Origin of the sequence: Acetobacter senegalensis, from assembly GCF_001580995.1 — a bacterium.
Lineage (GTDB): Bacteria > Pseudomonadota > Alphaproteobacteria > Acetobacterales > Acetobacteraceae > Acetobacter > Acetobacter senegalensis.
Genome location: NZ_LHZU01000148.1, coordinates 96,017 through 112,446 on the forward strand (window position 1 = coordinate 96,017; position 16,430 = coordinate 112,446).

Here is a 16,430-nt window from a genome sequence, read left to right on the forward strand (position 1 = left end):
CTCATTACCCTTTAATGGGCTGCTGCCGGAGTGGACGCAGCACCCCCAAGGTGCAGATGATCGGGCGCGGTTTGTGGGGTATCATGCGCTTCCGGCCCAAGGCGTGCGAACTTGAACATCAGGTAAAGTTCCGCCGCGATAAAAATGCTGTAGAGCACGGCAAATCCGGCCAGCGAGAACAGCATGTAAGATACGCTGTGCGTAGAGGCAGACAGGAACGTGGGTAGCCTGTTGAACACCGTCCATGGCTGCCGGCCTGCTTCTGCGGTAATCCACCCGAACTCAGTCGCCAGAATGGGCAGAGGGATGGACCACAGGCAGAGGCGCAGCAGCAGCCTGTTACGTTCAAGTCTGTTCTTGAGGCTGACATAGGAGGAAATGGCAAACAGCGCGAAGAAGTACAGCGCCAGAAACACCATCAGGCGGAAAGCCCAGAATGTAACAAAAACATTCGGCAAGATATCCGGTTTTGTTGCCTCAATAACCTGCGGTAGAGCTTCGGCTGAAAGCGTGGTGACATCCTGGCCCGGTGCGTGACGTGTGGCCAGAAAACCAAAGCCCATATCAGCTTCATGCGCCTGGAAAACATCCAGATCAGCCTGCTGGTGGGTTTCGCCATACCGCCGCAGGGCGGAAACGGCTTCTATGCCCGATTGAATGCGGGGGCCAGCAGCATCTTCCAGTTCATGCAGACCGGTGATGGGGGTATTGAAATCATGCGTAATCAGTGGAGTAAGAACAAACGGAACACCGATTTCAAAGTGGTTTTCCTGTTTTGCATCATCAGGAAGCGCTGCCAGAATCCACGGTTCATACGGCGGTTTGCTGGTGTGCCACAGGCCTTCGATCGCGGCGATCTTGGTGGGCTGCTTTTCATAATCCATGCGGCCCAGAACATCGCCCAGCGTAATGACCGCCACAGTGGAAATAATACCGAACAGTGCCGCCATACGGAAGGAACGCGCAGCAAACTGTTTGTGCTGGCCACGCAAAATGTAGAACGCGCTTATACCCATGACAAACAGCGCGGCGGATACGTATCCGGCAACGGATGTATGCACAAATTTGGACTGGGCATCCGGGTTGAAGACGACATGCACAAAACTGTCAAACTGCATGCGCATGGTGTCGGGGTCAAAATGTGCACCTTCCGGCACGTTCATGCTGGCATTGGCAATCAGGATCCACAGTGCGGAAAGGTTGGAGCCCAGTGCCACCAGATAGGTTACAGCCAGATGGGCCTGTTTGCTTAGCCGGTCCCAGCCAAAAAACATCAGGCCTACAAAGGTTGATTCCATAAAGAAGGCCATAAGCCCTTCAATGGCCAGAGGCGTGCCGAACATATCTCCAAAAAAGCGGGAATACATGGACCAGTTGGTGCCAAATTCAAATTCCATGGTGATACCGGTGGCAACACCAATGGCAAAATTGATGCCAAACAGTTTGCCCCAGAACTGGGCCATTTCTTTATAAATCTTGCGGCCAGTGACAACGTACACTGTTTCCATGGCGGCAAGCATGAAGGTCAGCCCCAGTGTGAGGGGGACAAACATGAAGTGGTAGAGTGCAGTCAGCGCAAACTGAAAGCGCGAAAGGTCAACAACAGTGGGGTTGATGAGGTCCATTTTAAAAGCCCTTGGTTCAAGAAAAATAACGAAGTTTCAGAACTAGGTCATGCTCTTGCCTCCTCTGCGGAGTGAAAGGCTCCGTTTTCTATCCGGATGGCTCTATCCATGAATGGCAGGACGGTACGGCGGTGTGTGATGCACAGCAGTGTGGCATCCGGCCGCGCCTTCAGCAGGCTTGTCATGAGCGCAGTCTCTGTTTCGGCATCCAGGCCTTCTGTTGGTTCATCCAGAATGAGCCATGGCGTTTTGCGTAACAAAGATTGAGCAATGGTCAGACGTTTTGCCTGCCCGCCAGAAAGTTTAAACCCATCGTTCCCTATTAGCGTATCCAGCCCCTGCGGGGTCTGGGCCACAAACGCATGCAGTTGTACAACGCGCAGCGCATCTTGCAGGTCAGCTTCAGTTGCGTGAGGGGCGGCGAGCAGCAGATTGTCCCGCAGGCTGCCATTGAACAGGTGAAAATTCTGCGCCGCCACGCTTATGTTCTGCGCCAGTGTTTCAGCCTGAAAGGAAGATAGATCCATTCCAGAAAAGGAGATTTTTCCTTCCTGATAAGGATAAAACCGAAAAAGAAGGGAAATCAGGCTGCTTTTTCCACTTCCTGATGGACCAATCAGCGCGACCCGCTCCCCCTGCCGAATGGACAGGCTGGCTTTATGCAATATCCATTGGTGTGTTTCCGGATAGCGGAAGGAGACGTTGGCCAGTTTCAGATTGTAGGGTGGTTGTGCCTGAGCGGGTATGGCCGGGGTTGGAACGAGAGGGGAAACCGCGCACGCAGCATGGAGCCGGGTAGCTGCCAGACGGATGCGCCCCCACGTCTGCCGTGCGGCAGGTAATGGAGCCAAAACATCAAACGCCGCCAGACTACCCAGAACCAGCATGGGAACTTCCGGTAAGGAAAGTGCATGATTTTGAAAGGCTTCAACAGCCGAGATCAGAACAGCGAGTGTTGTCCCTGTTGCGCAAAGTGTGATGATGCCTCTGGCCGCGCCTTCAAGCGCAGCCAGTTTGCGTTGTGCCGCCATAAGGGCGCGTTGCTGGCGAAGAATATGCTCTTGCTGCCGTTCTGCTGCGCCCAGCGTAAGATAGTCACCCAATGATTGCAGTGTTTCTGCCAGATCGGCCTGCTGCACGCCTTGTTCCGTTGCGACACGGGCCAGAAGAGCATCAGACAAACGGCCTGTCACAAACGGAACGGCCACACCACACATAAGGCACGCAGCGATTAACCATACGGCTGCGGTTTTTAAGAAAATGGCTGTTATACCAATAGCAACGGCACAGCAGACACCCGCCCGAACAAAAGGCAGAAGCGTGTCCGTGTAATACTGACCCACCTGATCTGTGTCTGTCACAAAGCGAGAAAGTAAATCGCCCCCGCGTTTGTCATTCACGCCAGCAGGGGCCAAGGGAGCCAGTTTGCCATAGGTCCATGCCCGTAATGCACCAATCAATTGCAGGGCCGTGTCATGTGTTACCAGCCGTTCAGCATAGCGAGACAGAATCCTCAGGGTTGCGAAAAAACGCACACCTGCTGCAGGAAGCATCATGTTGAAGGCCTGCTGTGCGGCCATGCCTGCGGCTCCGGCAAAGGCGGCTCCCGCCAGAAGCCAGCCAGAGAGAAACAACAAACCAAAGTTGGCGAGTGCCGCCACGCAGGCCAGAAATAGGCCAAGCACCAGCCGCCAGCGCATAGCTCCGGTAATGGGAAGGGGGCTATAGAACTGTCTCATGCTGCGGCATCCTTCGGGAACACGATGTTCTCAACACGGGCATTTTCAATGTGCAGAATCTGGTCTGCATGCCGGACAAGTGCTGGGTCATGGGTTGCCGCAATGACAATCCGGTTTGCCGCACACTGGCGAATGGTCTGCGTAATACGGTGTGCGCTGCCGGGGTCCAGATTGGCGGTGGGCTCATCCAGGCAGAGCACGTCTGGGGCGCGCAGCAGAACACGGGCCAGAGCAAGCCGTTTGATCTGCCCACCTGACAGAAGGGTACCACGTTCGCCCACCATGGTTTCAAAACCATTTGGCAGAGACTCAATAAAACCCAGCGCATCTGCCTGTCTGGCTGCTGCGCGCAGACTGTGCATGTCTGCATCAGGATTGGCCAGGCGTAGATTGTCCGCCACCGTGCCGAAAATCATCAGCGGGCGTTGTGGCAGCCACCCTGCACACCCTTGGGGCAGGGCAAGAGGGTGTCTGTGCCTGTCTAATGCCGTTATGTGACCGGCCTGCACGGGCAGAAAACCCAGCAGCACACGCAGTAGGGTGGTTTTTCCGGCACCACTTTCGCCAGTCAGGACGGTCAGTTGGTTGCGTGAAAATTTGCAGCACACATCATCCAAAGCTGTGGCTGTGGCTGTGGCTGTGGCGTAGGCGGCAGAAACGTGCTGGCATTCCAATGCCGTGATCGCGCTGTGCGTGCCTGAAGCATTTTGAGGTTGCTGGGAGTTCGCCTCCAACTCCGGAATTGCAAAGATCTCTGCAATGCGGGCAGCGGCGGCGGTCGCGTTCTGTCGGGCGTGGTAGCTGGCGGAAAAAGCCCGCAACGGCATGAAGTATTCTGGCGCCAGCAGCAGAACCAGAAAGGCAGACCGAAAATCAGCCGTACCATTCAGCAGGCGCGCTCCGAATACCACAGCGACCAGTGCAATGGACAGGCTTGCGAAAAATTCCAGTGCTGCTGACGTAAGAAACGCGACTTTCATGACAGAAAAAGTGGCACGGCGATGTGCTTCTGCCATTTCACGCATGCGGGTGATACTGGCCTGTGTCTGACCGAACAGGCGCAAGGTGCCAAGGCCCCGCAAGGAATCCAGAAAGCTGGAACCCATTATCAGCAACTGTACCCATTGCCGGTTCATGATGGCCTGCGCACTGTAACCGATCAGAGCCATGAAAACGGGAATCAGAGGGCCTGTGCAGGCCAGAATGGCGAAGCTCCAGCCATCCAGATGAAACACCATGGCTAGAATAAGCCCCGGCAGGACAACCATCATGGCTGCGCGTGGAATATACTGCGCAAAATAAGGCTCCAGCGCTGCCGTGCCTTCAGTCATGGTGGTGACGATCTGGCCCGCAGGGAGTGTGGCACACCCTACGGGGCCCGCGCGGAACAGATGCCGGAGCATATCCCGTTGTACAGAAGCGCTGATGCGCAAACCGGCTTCTGTGCCTGCCATATCCGCCAACCATTGCAGCAGCAGGCTGCCCGCACACAGCGCACCAACCTGCACCAAGGCGGGATATGTGCTGGCAAGGGGGTGCCCCTTGAAGGTCAGATCATCAACGGCGTGGGCCAATGTGGCCAATTGCAGCACAAACAGCACGCAGGAGGCGCCACCCAAAATGACGGCAGCCACCAGCCAGCGTGTGGCACGGCGTGCCAGACCTGCGGTTTGCCAGTCTGTTTGCTGTTGTGTGCGCATTTGGAAAACCTGGTTGCAACAGAAAGTGCTGCGAAAAGCGCTTAACACTTAATGAATTAAATTAACAATAATAAAAATATTCATAAAACTATTAAGTGTCAAGCAGATGCCCAAGAGGCAGCCATGCTGTTCTGGAGGGGAAAAGCCATGACTAAAATGAGGTTTTTTAGAAAATCTCTTTGGTATCTAAGGTTGCGCCAATCAGGCAGCACAAAAAAAGCGGCCTTATGGCCGCTTTATCAGTTAATGATTTTTTTAAAGTGAAGGTGCTGGAGCTTTAAAGAGCGCGCAGACTTTGCCAGATCATGTAAATGGCCACGCAGAAAATAACGCCAGCAAAAAAGGTCGTCAGGCTGCCGGTGGAGCGGGCCATGGAGCGCGCGGTGCGGGTACCTGCCACACTGCCAATGGCGCCCCCTACAATAAACAGTGCCGCCAGATTCCAGTCTATATAACCAGACATCATGTAGCTGGCGGCTGTGCTCAGGCCAAATGCGGCTACTGCAACAAGGGATGTTCCAACAGCGTTGAGAATGGGCATGCCGGTTGAGGCTATCAGGCCGGGTACAATCAGAAAGCCGCCACCAATGCCAAAAAAGCCGGATAATACACCCGTGCCCAGACCAAAACCGGCAACTTTTGCGGCATTATCACGGTTGCAGCTTGCGCCGGGGCATCCCAGATTGCGGCGACCGCGCAGCATAAGAATGCCAACACCAATCATGAGTATGGCAAAGCATAGTAAAAGGCGCTTGCCATCCACGGCTTTGCCTGCGGCGGCCCCTACAAATGCGCCTATAATTCCGCAGGAGGCAAAAATAGCGGCGCATCGCCATTTTACAGTGTGGGCGCGGGCGTGCTGGGCCAGCCCCACCAGTGCGTTGATGGCAACGGCCAGTGCGCTTGTGCCAATGGCCACATGCGGGTTGGAAACACCGACCAGATAAACCATGAGTGGCACAGCCAGAATGGAGCCACCGCCGCCAATCAGGCCCAGTGTAAACCCCACAAGCATGCCAGAGAAAATTTCCAGTCCGGTATGGAGAAGGGGATCTGACATGGTGAGTATTTCTGGCCTGAAAAACTGGAAAAAGCAGAGAAAAATTTAGAGTCTATTTCAAAAGCCTGGAAGGTGAAGGCGACCAGAACTTTCCTGGCTACCCTATTCACAGGGGAATAGGTGCCTGACCGACCTCGGGGCTTTTGACGTGGCCTCTTACATCTTGTTGATGGGGATCTTGATGTAGCTCACGCCGTTCTCTTCGGGTTCTGGCATATGGCCGCCCCGTATGTTCACCTGAACGGACGGCATGATGAGGTTGGGAAGCGAGAGTTTTGCGTCGCGCGTGGTACGCATTTTCACAAAATCGTCTTCCGTTACGCCGTCATGCACATGCACGTTATGAGCCCGTTCCGCGCCTACGGTTGTTTCCCACGCAAATGTATCACGTCCCGGTGCCTTGTAGTCGTGGCACAGGAAGAGGCGCGTCTGCTCCGGGAGTTTGAGTAGGCGATGAATGGAGCGGAACAGCATGCGTGCATCGCCACCGGGGAAGTCCGCACGGGCGGTGCCATAATCCGGCATGAACAGCGTATCCCCGATAAAAGCGGCATCCCCAATGATGAAGGCCATGTCCGCGGGTGTGTGGCCTGGCACATGCAGGGCTATGGCATCCAGTGTGCCCACCTTGAACCGGTCACCATCATGAAACAGTCGTTCAAACTGGGAACCATCGCGGGCAAATTCGCTTCCAGCATTGAAGATCTTACCAAAGACATTCTGCACTGTGACAATATCAGCCCCAATGCCCAGCTTGCCGCCCACCTGTTCCTGTAGCCATGGGGCGGCAGAGAGGTGATCTGCATGGGCATGAGTTTCAAGTTGCCATTCCACATGCAGCCCCTCGGTGCGGACATACTCCACAATCTTTTTGGCGGAGGCATAGGACGTGCGGCCGGAGGCCGCTTCATAATCCAGCACGCTATCAATGATGGCCGCGGCTTTTGTGTCCGGGTCATGCACAACGTGGCTGGCGGTGAAGGTGGCTTCATCAAAAAAAGTTCTGATAACCGGTTTGGGGCCAGCACCACGCTCGGTCATCAGGATCTGGTCTGTTGCGGCGGCGAGGGGTGCGTCCGTCATCGGTAGCCTCCGTGATTGTTTATCATTTTATATAAACATGTATATTCATTTTCATTAAATGCGAAACCATCTTGCGTCAAGCAGAACAATCCGCTTAGAAACAGATCATGAGCGACCAGACCTTGGAATCCTGCCCGCTGTACCATTCGCGGGCCATTCTTCAGATTGGTGATGCGGTGCCAGATTTTGTGGCGCGCACCACGCAGGGCGAATTGACCTTCAGTTCCTTGCGGGGGCACTGGGTCATGCTGTTTGCGCACCCGGCTGATTTCACGCCGGTCTGCACCAGCGAATTTATCGCCCTTGCGCGGGCCGCGCCACAGTTTCAGGCTCTGAACTGTGCGCTTGTCGGCCTCTCCGTTGATAGTCTGCCGTCTCATCTGGCGTGGGTTGAGGCCATACGGGAGCGGTTTGGCGTTAGTATCCCGTTCCCCATTGTGGAAGATCCTTCCATGTCCATCGCCCGCGCGTATGGCATGCTCGACACAACGGCCCAGAGCAGTGTGACGGTGCGTGCCGTTTACGTGATTGATCCGGAAGGCATTGTGCAGGCCGTAACCTGGTATCCCCCAACCGTTGGCCGTTCCGTAAAGGAATTACTGCGGTTGCTGAAGGCGCTTCAGCAGGTAGCGCAAGAGGATGTGCTGACCCCGGAAGGCTGGCAGCCGGGCGAACCTGTCATGTATCCGGCAGCACAGACTCAGGATGCCGTGGCCGAGGCAGGGCCTGCGTGGTTTATGCCGGTCAAGCCGGAGAAAAAGGGATGAGCCCGCTCTCCCTTGATGAAGCAAAATTGCTGGTCGAGCGCCTGAAGCTGTTTGCTCAACCGCAGCGTTTGCTTATTCTGGATGCCTTGCTGACAGGCCCTCTGGCGGTGAGTGAACTGGAAAGCCAGACCGGAATCGGTCAGCCTACGCTTAGTCAGCAATTGGGCACATTGCGTCGGGCGGATATTATTGTGCCGCGTCGGGAATCCCGTACCATTTATTACAGTCTGGCCAGTGAGGATGAAGTGCTGAGAGCACGCGCCCTGATTGGTCTGTTGCGGGGAGATCAATCAACGCTGCCGCTGCTGCAAAGTATTGCGGCAGGAAAAGAGAGCGCCCCCAAAAAAAGAGGGCTTACCGAAGGCGGAGCACGGTTTGCATTTATCCGCCCGCCCTCATCTGCCGGGAACTAAACTCTAAGCCTGTCATCGGTGGTCATGTGGCAGGCGCAGGAAAGTCCACGCCATCCGTCAAGGTGACGTCGACACGGAGGGGGCCACAGAAACCTTTATTCGCTTGAGGTGTTTGATCTGCAACTCTTTTGTAAGGAGATGCAGAATGCGTCGGTTACTGGTTGTGATTCTTGCTTTGTCTGCAGTTGGTCTTTCCGCAACGGCGTGCAAGCCGCATAAACGGACATTTGGGGAAAAAGTGCAGGATACGTTTGATCCCCCCAAAGGTCCGGCTGAAAAAGCTGGCCGCACGCTGGATCGAGCCACAGACAGCAAATAGCTGAATGACCCAAGGCGGAGCATCGTCGGGCGTGGCCAAGCTTTGCGGCCCGCGCCCGCCTTTTATTGATGCACGACCACGCAGGTGATTAATAAAAGCGTGCGTAAGTCGTGCATTCAAGTAATCATTACTAAAGAAGTTCTGGGAACAGAAGTTCTTTAGAAGTCAGGTCTATCCTCCTGATAGTTATCTTTAAGCGCAAAGAGAGTGTTGCTGAAATACATTGCGATGAAGCGCTCATCAAACTCTTGAGGAATTTTCAGGTTTTTTTGACAGGTCGACCCATTTGCACTGTCAGAACCATGAAAGCAGCGCATGAATTCTACTGTAAAGGCTGACGCTGCCTGGATTAAAGCAATCTCAATTTCTGGGCTGATTTTTTGCGTCATGATGCATATCCCAAAAGTATATTGAGCAATCAGAACTTTTAAAGAAATAGGGTGACCTATCTTTTTTCAAGTTACAATAGACCTAACGGTAATGTTAAAATTCGAAATGTAAATAAGTTTGATTGTTTCATGCTTGCATCGGGTAATTTGGGCACGGAAGGCGGGAGGAAGAAAGGGTATGCCTGAAAAGGATAAAGCTCTTAAAAAGGAGCAGAAATCCGATCCCTCGGATAATGCCCCGAAACCCTTAGGTCTGGATGGGCACTGACTGAACAGGATGCAATGCCTGTTCTAGGCTTATCAGTCGATTTTATGGGATTTGAAGCAGCAGGAAACTGCCTGATTATGTGCTCTGGTGTCCGCGGCGGGATTCGAACCCACGGCCCCAGGATTCTTCCCACTTCGGTTTTCACCGCCATCTGCCGGGCAGATGCCGTTGGCAGATGTTCGTGGTCTGGACTGTCCCTTTGCCTTAGGCCACCGAAGTGGCCCGTAGGCACCGCCCGTCCAGTCTCTACACCTTCCGGCCCTGCGTGGCAGGGCTGGCTTGGCTCGGGATCGGCACGGTCCGAGTGGACCAGAGCGTTCCCCGACTTTGAGCGGATACACCATGATGTTTCCTGTCATGGCGCCCAATTGCATTAGGAATCCTGTGCTCTATCCTACTGAGCTACGCGGACACACTCTTTCATCTATACTGAAAGCCGGAACGGGGGCAAGAGGCGGCGGTGCCGGATACTGCCCTGCGGTTCAACGGCGTGCGGCGCGTGCGGCTTTGGCGGCCAGCGTAGCCACATAGCGTTTACATAAAAGCTGGTCGGGCGCGCCGGTCTGTTTGCAGGCCAGTTCCAGCGCCTGTGTGTCTTCCAGGGCCTGTGTCAGGGCCGCCAGAGGCCAAAGATCAAGAGACCGACCGAATCCATTCGTCCGTTTGAAAAACACTGGCGGCCTGAGGGCTTTCATGGCGTCTGACCGACTTTCCCCCTCGGCCATGGCTGCGCGCACCCGCCGCAGGCGGTTCAGGTGGCTTAGAAACGCACGGGCTATGGTAATGGGGCTGGTACCCTCCGCCAGAGCCCGTTCAATGGCCAGATCAGCATCCGCGCGGCGACCTTCCGTGGCGGCAAAGGCGGCGTCCTCAATGGAAACGCTGCCCGCATCTCCAATGCAGGCACAGGCGTCATCCAGCGTGAGTGTGCCGGTGTCGCCCGCATACAGGGCCAGTTTTTCCACTTCGCTGCGGGCGGCCCCCCGGTCTGCACCCAGCCGGCCCATCAGCCAGTGCAGGGCGTCCGGTTCAATGCGCACCGTGTGGGCTGCCAGCATCTGGGTAATGGTGGCTTCCAGCGTGCGGCCTTCCTCCGGGTAGCAGCCAACGCTGGCGCAGTCCGGCCGTTTTTCCAGCAAGGCACGCAGTTTGGAGCGCGAGGGCAGGCTGGGCGATTCCAGAATAACCAATGTATCGGTGGGCTGTTCCAGCACGTGACTCACAGCTTTCAGCAGTGAGTCAGAGGCATCACGCACCCGCACCACGCGGCGGCCACCCATCAGGGAAAGGGCGGTGGCTTCTTCTTCAAGTCGGTCATGGGTTTCCTTGTCCAGCACGGAAACCCGAAACGGATCATCGGTAGAGCCTGCAATCTTGCGTGTGGCATCCTGCGCGCGCTCACGGATCAGCCCGGTATCTTCTCCGTGCAACAGGATAACACGCCATGCGCCAGGGTTCTGGGTAACGCGGGGCAGGGAACGGGCATCAATCTTCATGGTCCGGCTTTCCTGCCGCGCCAGAAATTACAAAGAACCCGCGTTGGGGGCGTTGCGGCCTGTTGCCATATCGGGAATGGCGTCAGCCCCTTCCTGTTCCATGGGGGCCTGTTTTTCAGACTCCGGAATGGCGTTGGGGGTTGGGTAATAGGCCGCAGGGCCCTGATCGCGCTGGCGGGATGGCGCAGTATGGGTCCGGAACCATGTGGCAACCTGCTGGGTTACCTGCTCGGCCAGAGTCTGTGCCACGCGCCCGATTGCTGTTTCACTGTTCAGGGTCTGGGCAAAATATTGTTCGTACGTGCTGGTGTATCCATCCATTGTGGAGGCATCACCCTGCGCCAGCAGTTTGGGGTATTGTTCAACAGTCAGAAGCTGCCAGTGGGCATGGGCGTTCATGCGCACCCGGCCGGATGTGTTGTCCGAGTGGATATCAATGGATTCCTGCCCGAAGGAGGGCTGCACAATCAGCGTATAGCCATCCGGGTCTTCGGGGCCGTCGCCCGCCATGTTTTGCTGCAATGCCAGCCGTAACTGCTGGCCGGAGCGTTCAGGAATATTGGCAACATAAACCCGCTTCAGTTCCACTTCCGGCGTGGTCTCACCCTTCTGCTCGCCATACAGGGGTTGGAATCCGCAGCCGCTGAGGGCCGCGGGCAACACCAGCAGGGGGAGAGCCGTCAGGGGAAGAGCGAGCGCCTTCCGGAGGGAGCGGGTTTTTTGCATCAGCCTGCCGTTACAAAGTTTACAATGCGGTTGGGCACATGCACGCGTTTGACAATACGCTTGCCTTCAAGCAGCCGGGCCACATTGGGTTCGGCTTCTGCACGGGCCACCACGGCATCCTTGTCTTCATCCGGAGCCGCTTCAATGGTGCCGCGCAGCTTGCCCATGATCTGCACTGCAATGGTCACCTGCGTTGCAGCCAGCAGACTGGGGTCTGCTTCCGGCCACGGCTGTTCCACCACCATGGATGTGCCGGGCTCAAGCTGGGCGTACATTTCCTCGGCCAGATGCGGCATCATGGGGGCGCACAGCAGGCAAAGGGTGCGGGCCGCTTCACGTCGGGCAAACGCCATGCCGGGCAGGTCTGCCGTTTTTTCGGCTTCGGCCAGAGCGGATGTCAGTTCATGAATACGCGCCACCGCCACGTTGATGGTAAAGCCTTCCAGCGCTTCGGTTACCGCCGCAATGGTGCGGTGGTTGGCACGGCGGAGCGCATCGGCCTGCGGGGCGATCTCGGCCGGGCAGCTTTCCTGCGCGGGCACTGTCTGGGCAACTGTGCGGACAATGCGGAACAGGCGTTGTGCAAAACGGGCAGCGCCGGAAACCCCGGCTTCCGTCCATTCCATATCGCGTTCGGGCGGGCTGTCAGACAGAACGAACCAGCGGGCGGTGTCAGCCCCAAAGCGCTCGATAATGGCCACCGGGGCCACCGTGTTGCGTTTGGATTTGGACATTTTTTCCACACGGCCAACGGTTACGGGTTCTTCCGTTCCGCGTTTGACCGCGCCATCGCCCTTGCGCTCCACTTCTTCCGGATACAGCCAGTTGCCAGCGGAATCCTTGTAGCTTTCATGGCTGACCATGCCCTGCGTAAACAGCCCGGCAAAGGGTTCGCTTACGTCCAGATGGCCAGTTTTCTTCATCGCACGGGTGAAGAAGCGGGCATAGAGCAGATGCAGAATGGCGTGTTCAATGCCGCCAATATACTGGTCAACCGCCAGCCAGCCATCCGCCGCGGCGCGCACGGTAGGGGTATCAGCATGGGGTGCCGTAAATCGGGCAAAATACCACGAGCTATCAACAAACGTATCAAACGTGTCTGTTTCACGGGTGGCGGGCTTGCCGCATTTGGGGCAGGCCACATGCTTCCATGTGGGGTGGTGATCCAGCGGGTTGCCCGGTTTGTCGAAGGTAACATCTTCCGGCAGCTTAACCGGAAGCTGGTCATCGGGAACCGGCACAGCCCCGCAGCTTTCGCAGTGGATGACCGGAATGGGGCAGCCCCAGTACCGCTGGCGCGAAACGCCCCAGTCACGCAGGCGCCAGTTGACTATGCCATTGCCCACGCCCATGTCTTCCAGCCGCGCAATGGCTTCACGCCGGGCTTCTTCCGTTGAAAGGCCGTCCAGAAAGCCGGAGTTGATCATGGTGCCATCACCGGTGAAGGCCGTTTTGGTGATGGCAAAGTCCGCCTGATCCTTGCCCGGTGGCAGAACAACAGGCGTTACCGGCAGGTTGTATTTATGCGCGAAATCAAGGTCGCGCTGGTCCCCGGACGGGCAGCCGAACAGAGCGCCCGTGCCGTAATCCATCAGCACAAAATTGGCGATCCAGACCGGGAAGCTCTGGTCAAGGAACGGGTGATTGACGCGCAGACCCGTATCAAACCCACGCTTTTCTGCCGTTTCCACGGCTTCCACGGATGTGCCAAGACGACGACATTCGGCAATGAACGCGGCAGCTTCAGGGTTCTGCTTGCCTGCCCATTCCGCCAGCGGATGATCTGGGGCAATGGCCAGAAAGGACATGCCAAACAGCGTATCCGGACGGGTGGTGAACACTTCAACAGCGTTCAGGTTGGTGTCCAGCCCATGCGGCGGTGCGTGTAGGGAGAAACGGACGCGAGCCCCTTCCGAGCGGCCAATCCAGCGCTCCTGCATGGTGCGCACACGGTCCGGCCAGCGATCCAGCGTTTTCAGGCCATCCAGCAGGTCTTCCGCAAAATCGGTGATCTTGAGGAACCACTGTGAAAGCTGCTTTTTCTCGATAGGGGCGCCGGAACGCCAGCCCCGGCCATCTACCACCTGCTCGTTGGCCAGAACGGTCTGGTCCACCGGATCCCAGTTCACCCAGCTTTCCCGCCGCTCCACCAGTCCGGCCTGCAAAAAGTCCAGAAACAGTTTCTGCTGCTTGCCGTAATAATCAGGCAGGCAGGTGGCAATTTCACGGTCCCAGTTCAGGGAGAAGCCAAGCCGCTGCAACGTGGTGCGCATGGCGGCAATATTGTTCAGCGTCCATTCCTGCGGGTGCACACCGCGTTCACGCGCTGCGTTTTCTGCTGGCAGGCCAAAGGCGTCCCAGCCCATGGGGTGCAGCACCGCGTAGCCCCGTGCCCGTTTGTAGCGGGCAATCACGTCACCCAGCGCGTAGTTGCGCACGTGGCCCATGTGCAGCTGGCCAGATGGGTAGGGGAACATCTCCAGCACGTAATATTTCGGGCGGTCTGCCGGGGGCACATCCGGCACCGTGAAGATGCTCGCTTCATCCCATGCTTTCTGCCAGCGCGGTTCAACAGACTGGAAATCGTAGGAAACGGCGGCAGGAGCCGGTGCGGCAGGCGTGTTGGCGGGCTGTGTCATGGAACTCGTGCGGGTCACTGGGGAGAGAAGGAAACGGCAGGAAAAGCCGGGACGTCAGTCGTCCCGGTTGCCGTTGTCCGCGCGCAGCTTGCGGGCGCGGGAGAGAATACGGGCGGCAATGTCAGATGCAGTGTTGGCGGCAGGCGGAGAATCTACCCATTCATCGCCTTCCTTTACCTGCCGGAACACGGACAGGCGTAGCGCGTCGGAACGCAGGCGGCGGTCAAGAATGAACGCGGTAATCTTGAAGCGTTCATTATGCGCGGCGGGTGGTGTGTACCAGTCCGTCAGGATAATGCCGCCTTCAGCATCTGCCGTGGCAACGGGCATGAAGGAAATGGTATCCAGCGTGGCGCGCCACAGATAGGCGTTTACGCCGCCTTTCAGCTTGTCCTCTCCGCCAGATGCACCGCGGTCTTCAGCCAGCAGATGGTTGCGCGGGGCTGTCAGATCCGTGGAGGAGCGTGGACCACTGGAGCAGGCAGGCAGAAGCACCACCCCCAGCAGGGCTGCAACGGAAAGGCAGGAAACGCCCGGTATGCGGCGTGCGGAAGAACCGGGAGTGGGACGGCAGGGCATGAGACGACGTGGCATAATGTCGATACGGCTCCTTCGGCGCGCGGGCGTCGATGTTCCCAGTCCTGTCTGCTTGCGGCAGATCAGGTCCGGTTCATGGTCAATCAGGTCTATTGTGCCTTCATATCCTGTCGGGGCAATCCCGCCAAGCGTCTGCGTGCAATGGCGGCATGGTGTGTGGGAGTCTTTCCGACCTTAGGACAGCCGCAGCGATGGGCACGGTATCTCTCTCTCCTGCACCAAGGTGCCGCCCGTTGCTTCAGTGTGGAGGCGGTTGGAGCACTCAGTCCTGTCGGGTCGGCAGGGCTTTTTGCGCCGGAATGCGCGGGATTTCCTGCTCAATGGCTCTGGGTGAGGCTGTCAAATGCTTCATGATAGCCTCAAAAACGGCTCATAGTCCTCAACGTGGACGCTTCAAATTGCGTTTTATTGGGTGATCACCAGCACGCAGGACATCCCCTGCTGGCGCAGGCTGGTGCAGATATTGTCTGTCTGATCGGCGGGCAGGCCTGCAAGCCGGGTGCGCCATATGGGACGCCCCGAGCCGCCTGCGTTGACAGGTTCAATCCGGCTGACGGCATTTGCCAGCGCGGTGGAGGATTGTCTGGCCAGTGCCGCAGCGCGCTGTGCCCGTTCCTGCGTGGAGAATGCGCCAATCTGGATGATGGCGTTCCCCGTGCTGTAGGCGGCGTTCTGCCCCCATGCAGCCCGCACTGCTGCCGGGGAAGTTGGTGCGGCTGCATAAGAAACGGGACCAGCCGTTGCAGGCGTGGTTTGGGCTACCGTGGTGCTGGAGACAGGAATACCGTCATCTGCGCCAGCCCCAGACTCTGCTGAGGCACCCATCGGGGCCGGGGGCGCAAGATCATCCTGCTGCAAGGGCGGTGCCGTTCCCACACTCTGCTGGCTGAGGGGCGCAGAAGCCGGAGCGGTAACTGCCGTGACGGTAACGGGCGGCGTAGGGGCCGGGGCGTAAGCAATCTGGGTAGGTTGCAACATGGCGGGGATGGGGTCGTTCAGATGCGGCTTGATGGCGGCCATGTAGGTTTTCGCATAACCGGGCAGCGCCGTGCCACGGGAGCGATGATTCTCCGCGCATTGGGGGCCACAATTATAGGCGGCCAGAAAATCCGGTGACCCGAAACGATCATACAGTTCACGAATATAGCCACTGCCCGCCATGATATTGTCATGCGGATTATAGGGATCGGAGCCAAGATGATACCGGTGGGCCAGTTCCATATAGGTGCCCGGTTTAAGCTGCATCAGGCCCACTGCCCCATGCACAGACCGCACCAGATGCCCCCGGATATACTGGTGCCCTCCGGATTCCTGCTGCATGACCGCACGGATCCAGGATTGGGGAATGGAAAAGCGGGTGGAGGCTTCCTGAATATATGGTCCCCACTGGTCAACCGCAGGCCCCGGCGCGCGGTAGGACGTGGGGCGTGATGATGGCCCTGCACAAGCAGAAAGAACCGCCAGACCGCCAAGAAACAGGGTAGAAAGCGCCCGTTTGGGGGAAATGTCTGCTTTCTGAATGCCGTATGCCCTGTTCATGCCCGCATGGTGCCTTTGTTGCTCTGTGGATGCAATCCATAACGGAGGGCCAGAAAAGAGAGGCCGCTAT

Annotated in this window: 14 protein-coding genes; 3 read left to right on the plus strand and 11 right to left on the minus strand. The window is 57.2% G+C overall.

What is annotated here, in order from left to right; translation table 11 throughout:
- Positions 1-11: 11 nt before the first annotated feature.
- From AD948_RS16840 to AD948_RS16860, 5 genes are all read right to left on the minus strand, one after another.
- Entirely contained in the window at positions 12-1,625 is a 1,614-nt protein-coding gene (locus AD948_RS16840; RefSeq protein ID WP_061472767.1) for a cytochrome ubiquinol oxidase subunit I, read from the minus strand.
- A gap of 47 nt (positions 1,626-1,672) precedes the next feature.
- Positions 1,673-3,364, minus strand: coding sequence for a thiol reductant ABC exporter subunit CydC (cydC, locus tag AD948_RS16845; RefSeq protein WP_061472768.1), 1,692 nt, complete (start codon positions 3,362-3,364; stop codon positions 1,673-1,675).
- Positions 3,361-5,064: a thiol reductant ABC exporter subunit CydD gene (gene cydD / locus AD948_RS16850; RefSeq protein ID WP_061472769.1), complete on the minus strand. Its 1,704-nt coding sequence runs from the start codon at positions 5,062-5,064 to the stop codon at positions 3,361-3,363. Before cydD ends, cydC begins: the two co-directional genes overlap by 4 nt.
- A gap of 277 nt (positions 5,065-5,341) precedes the next feature.
- Positions 5,342-6,124, minus strand: a complete 783-nt coding sequence (locus AD948_RS16855; RefSeq protein ID WP_061472770.1) for a sulfite exporter TauE/SafE family protein — start codon at positions 6,122-6,124, stop codon at positions 5,342-5,344.
- Between the two features lie 156 nt (positions 6,125-6,280).
- Positions 6,281-7,207 (minus strand): MBL fold metallo-hydrolase, encoded by a 927-nt coding sequence (locus AD948_RS16860; RefSeq protein WP_061472771.1) that lies wholly within the window; start codon positions 7,205-7,207, stop codon positions 6,281-6,283.
- A gap of 107 nt (positions 7,208-7,314) precedes the next feature.
- On the opposite strand from AD948_RS16860, the gene AD948_RS16865 reads away from it, so the two are divergent.
- The 3 genes from AD948_RS16865 (at position 7,315) to AD948_RS18435 (ending at position 8,706) form a co-directional block, all read left to right on the plus strand.
- On the plus strand, positions 7,315-7,974 hold the full coding sequence (locus tag AD948_RS16865; RefSeq protein ID WP_058987592.1) for a peroxiredoxin: 660 nt from the start codon (positions 7,315-7,317) through the stop codon (positions 7,972-7,974).
- Entirely contained in the window at positions 7,971-8,387 is a 417-nt protein-coding gene (locus AD948_RS16870) for an ArsR/SmtB family transcription factor (RefSeq protein WP_006558048.1), read from the plus strand. The genes AD948_RS16865 and AD948_RS16870 overlap by 4 nt, the downstream gene beginning before the upstream one ends.
- A gap of 145 nt (positions 8,388-8,532) precedes the next feature.
- The gene (locus AD948_RS18435; RefSeq protein WP_162829219.1) at positions 8,533-8,706 is read left to right on the plus strand and encodes a hypothetical protein; all 174 of its coding nucleotides are present in this window, start codon (positions 8,533-8,535) and stop codon (positions 8,704-8,706) included.
- A 158-nt stretch (positions 8,707-8,864) separates the two neighbouring features.
- Here the strand turns inward: AD948_RS18435 and AD948_RS16875 are convergent, their stop codons facing one another.
- From AD948_RS16875 to AD948_RS16900, 6 genes are all read right to left on the minus strand, one after another.
- Positions 8,865-9,095, minus strand: coding sequence for a hypothetical protein (locus AD948_RS16875; RefSeq protein ID WP_058987589.1), 231 nt, complete (start codon positions 9,093-9,095; stop codon positions 8,865-8,867).
- Positions 9,096-9,845: 750 nt separating this feature from the next.
- On the minus strand, positions 9,846-10,859 hold the full coding sequence (gene holA / locus AD948_RS16880; RefSeq protein ID WP_061472772.1) for a DNA polymerase III subunit delta: 1,014 nt from the start codon (positions 10,857-10,859) through the stop codon (positions 9,846-9,848).
- Between the two features lie 27 nt (positions 10,860-10,886).
- Positions 10,887-11,585 (minus strand): LPS assembly lipoprotein LptE, encoded by a 699-nt coding sequence (locus AD948_RS16885; RefSeq protein WP_061472774.1) that lies wholly within the window; start codon positions 11,583-11,585, stop codon positions 10,887-10,889.
- A complete protein-coding gene (gene leuS, locus AD948_RS16890; RefSeq protein WP_061472776.1) occupies positions 11,585-14,224 on the minus strand; it encodes a leucine--tRNA ligase in 2,640 nt (879 codons plus the stop codon). The genes AD948_RS16885 and leuS overlap by 1 nt, the downstream gene beginning before the upstream one ends.
- A 54-nt stretch (positions 14,225-14,278) precedes the next feature.
- Positions 14,279-14,818 (minus strand): DUF3576 domain-containing protein, encoded by a 540-nt coding sequence (locus tag AD948_RS16895; RefSeq protein ID WP_035380590.1) that lies wholly within the window; start codon positions 14,816-14,818, stop codon positions 14,279-14,281.
- A 408-nt stretch (positions 14,819-15,226) separates the two neighbouring features.
- Positions 15,227-16,360, minus strand: a complete 1,134-nt coding sequence (locus tag AD948_RS16900; protein ID WP_061472778.1) for a lytic transglycosylase domain-containing protein — start codon at positions 16,358-16,360, stop codon at positions 15,227-15,229.
- Positions 16,361-16,430: the final 70 nt, after the last annotated feature.

What these genes read in the sequence shown, in the direction of transcription:
- AD948_RS16840 (WP_061472767.1), bottom strand. Translation starts at nt 1,625, where the DNA reads ATGGACCTCATCAACCCCACTGTTGTTGACCTTTCGCGCTTTCAGTTT.
- cydC (WP_061472768.1), bottom strand. Translation starts at nt 3,364, where the DNA reads ATGAGACAGTTCTATAGCCCCCTTCCCATTACCGGAGCTATGCGCTGG.
- cydD (WP_061472769.1), bottom strand. Translation starts at nt 5,064, where the DNA reads ATGCGCACACAACAGCAAACAGACTGGCAAACCGCAGGTCTGGCACGC.
- AD948_RS16855 (WP_061472770.1), bottom strand. Translation starts at nt 6,124, where the DNA reads ATGTCAGATCCCCTTCTCCATACCGGACTGGAAATTTTCTCTGGCATG.
- AD948_RS16860 (WP_061472771.1), bottom strand. Translation starts at nt 7,207, where the DNA reads ATGACGGACGCACCCCTCGCCGCCGCAACAGACCAGATCCTGATGACC.
- AD948_RS16865 (WP_058987592.1), top strand. Translation starts at nt 7,315, where the DNA reads ATGAGCGACCAGACCTTGGAATCCTGCCCGCTGTACCATTCGCGGGCC.
- AD948_RS16870 (WP_006558048.1), top strand. Translation starts at nt 7,971, where the DNA reads ATGAGCCCGCTCTCCCTTGATGAAGCAAAATTGCTGGTCGAGCGCCTG.
- AD948_RS18435 (WP_162829219.1), top strand. Translation starts at nt 8,533, where the DNA reads ATGCGTCGGTTACTGGTTGTGATTCTTGCTTTGTCTGCAGTTGGTCTT.
- AD948_RS16875 (WP_058987589.1), bottom strand. Translation starts at nt 9,095, where the DNA reads ATGACGCAAAAAATCAGCCCAGAAATTGAGATTGCTTTAATCCAGGCA.
- holA (WP_061472772.1), bottom strand. Translation starts at nt 10,859, where the DNA reads ATGAAGATTGATGCCCGTTCCCTGCCCCGCGTTACCCAGAACCCTGGC.
- AD948_RS16885 (WP_061472774.1), bottom strand. Translation starts at nt 11,585, where the DNA reads ATGCAAAAAACCCGCTCCCTCCGGAAGGCGCTCGCTCTTCCCCTGACG.
- leuS (WP_061472776.1), bottom strand. Translation starts at nt 14,224, where the DNA reads ATGACACAGCCCGCCAACACGCCTGCCGCACCGGCTCCTGCCGCCGTT.
- AD948_RS16895 (WP_035380590.1), bottom strand. Translation starts at nt 14,818, where the DNA reads ATGCCACGTCGTCTCATGCCCTGCCGTCCCACTCCCGGTTCTTCCGCA.
- AD948_RS16900 (WP_061472778.1), bottom strand. Translation starts at nt 16,360, where the DNA reads ATGAACAGGGCATACGGCATTCAGAAAGCAGACATTTCCCCCAAACGG.